1 protein-coding gene and 1 tRNA gene are annotated in these 825 nt (G+C 69.0%); one reads left to right on the plus strand and one right to left on the minus strand.

Annotated elements, in window-relative coordinates:
- Nucleotides 1–528: dCTP deaminase (gene dcd, locus ACI6PP_RS23220; RefSeq protein WP_421114126.1), on the minus strand; the 528-nt coding region annotated here is incomplete at its 3' end.
- Nucleotides 529–631: 103 nt separating this feature from the next.
- Here dcd and ACI6PP_RS23225 point away from each other — a divergent pair.
- Nucleotides 632–702: transfer RNA gene (locus tag ACI6PP_RS23225), tRNA-Gly, on the plus strand.
- Nucleotides 703–825: the final 123 nt, after the last annotated feature.

Consider the following 825-nt stretch of genomic DNA (forward strand, 5'->3'; position numbering starts at 1 on the left):
GCCGCGCTGGCCCTGGTAGCGCGAGCCGTACTTCTGCGAGCCGTACGGGTGCTCGGCGGGGGAGGTCAGCCGGAAGAAGCACAGCTGCCCGATCTTCATGCCGGGGTACAGCTTGATCGGCAGCGTCGCGACGTTGGCGAGCTCGAGCGTGACGTGCCCGGTGAAGCCGGGGTCGATGAAGCCCGCGGTGGCGTGCGTCAGCAGCCCCAGCCGTCCGAGCGACGACTTGCCCTCCAGGCGCGCGGCGACGTCGTCGGGCAGGCTCACCTGCTCGTAGGTCGAGCCGAGGACGAACTCGCCCGGATGCATGATGAACGCCTCGCCGGCCTCGGCCACGACCTCGACCGTGAGGTCGCTCTGGTCCTCGGCGGGGTCGATGTGCGGGTACCGGTGGTTCTGGAACACGCGGAAGAACTTGTCCAGCCGCACGTCGATGCTGGAGGGCTGGATCATCGTCCGGTCGAGGGGGTCGAGGACGACCCGGCCGGCGTCGATCTCGCCGAGGATGTCACGGTCGGAGAGCAGCACCGGACCAACCTAGGCCATCGCACCCACCGAGCGCGGTGGTGCCCGCGCCCGCGAGACCGTGCGATAAGGTCGTGGCGTCTCGACGGGCCCGCCCGACGAGCACGCGGGCGTAGTTCAATGGCAGAACATCAGCTTCCCAAGCTGAACATGCGAGTTCGATTCTCGTCGCCCGCTCCGATGGTCCGCACTCAGTGCGGACGCCAGGCGTCCTCGTCCTCGGTGCGCACCATCACCGAGACGGGCAGCGTGGCCTCGGCCAGCGCCTCGACGCTCACCTTCTCGAACACCTCGCGCAGG

It is taken from the genome of Solicola agrisoli (assembly GCF_049059935.1).
Lineage (GTDB): Bacteria > Actinomycetota > Actinomycetes > Propionibacteriales > Nocardioidaceae > JAURVT01.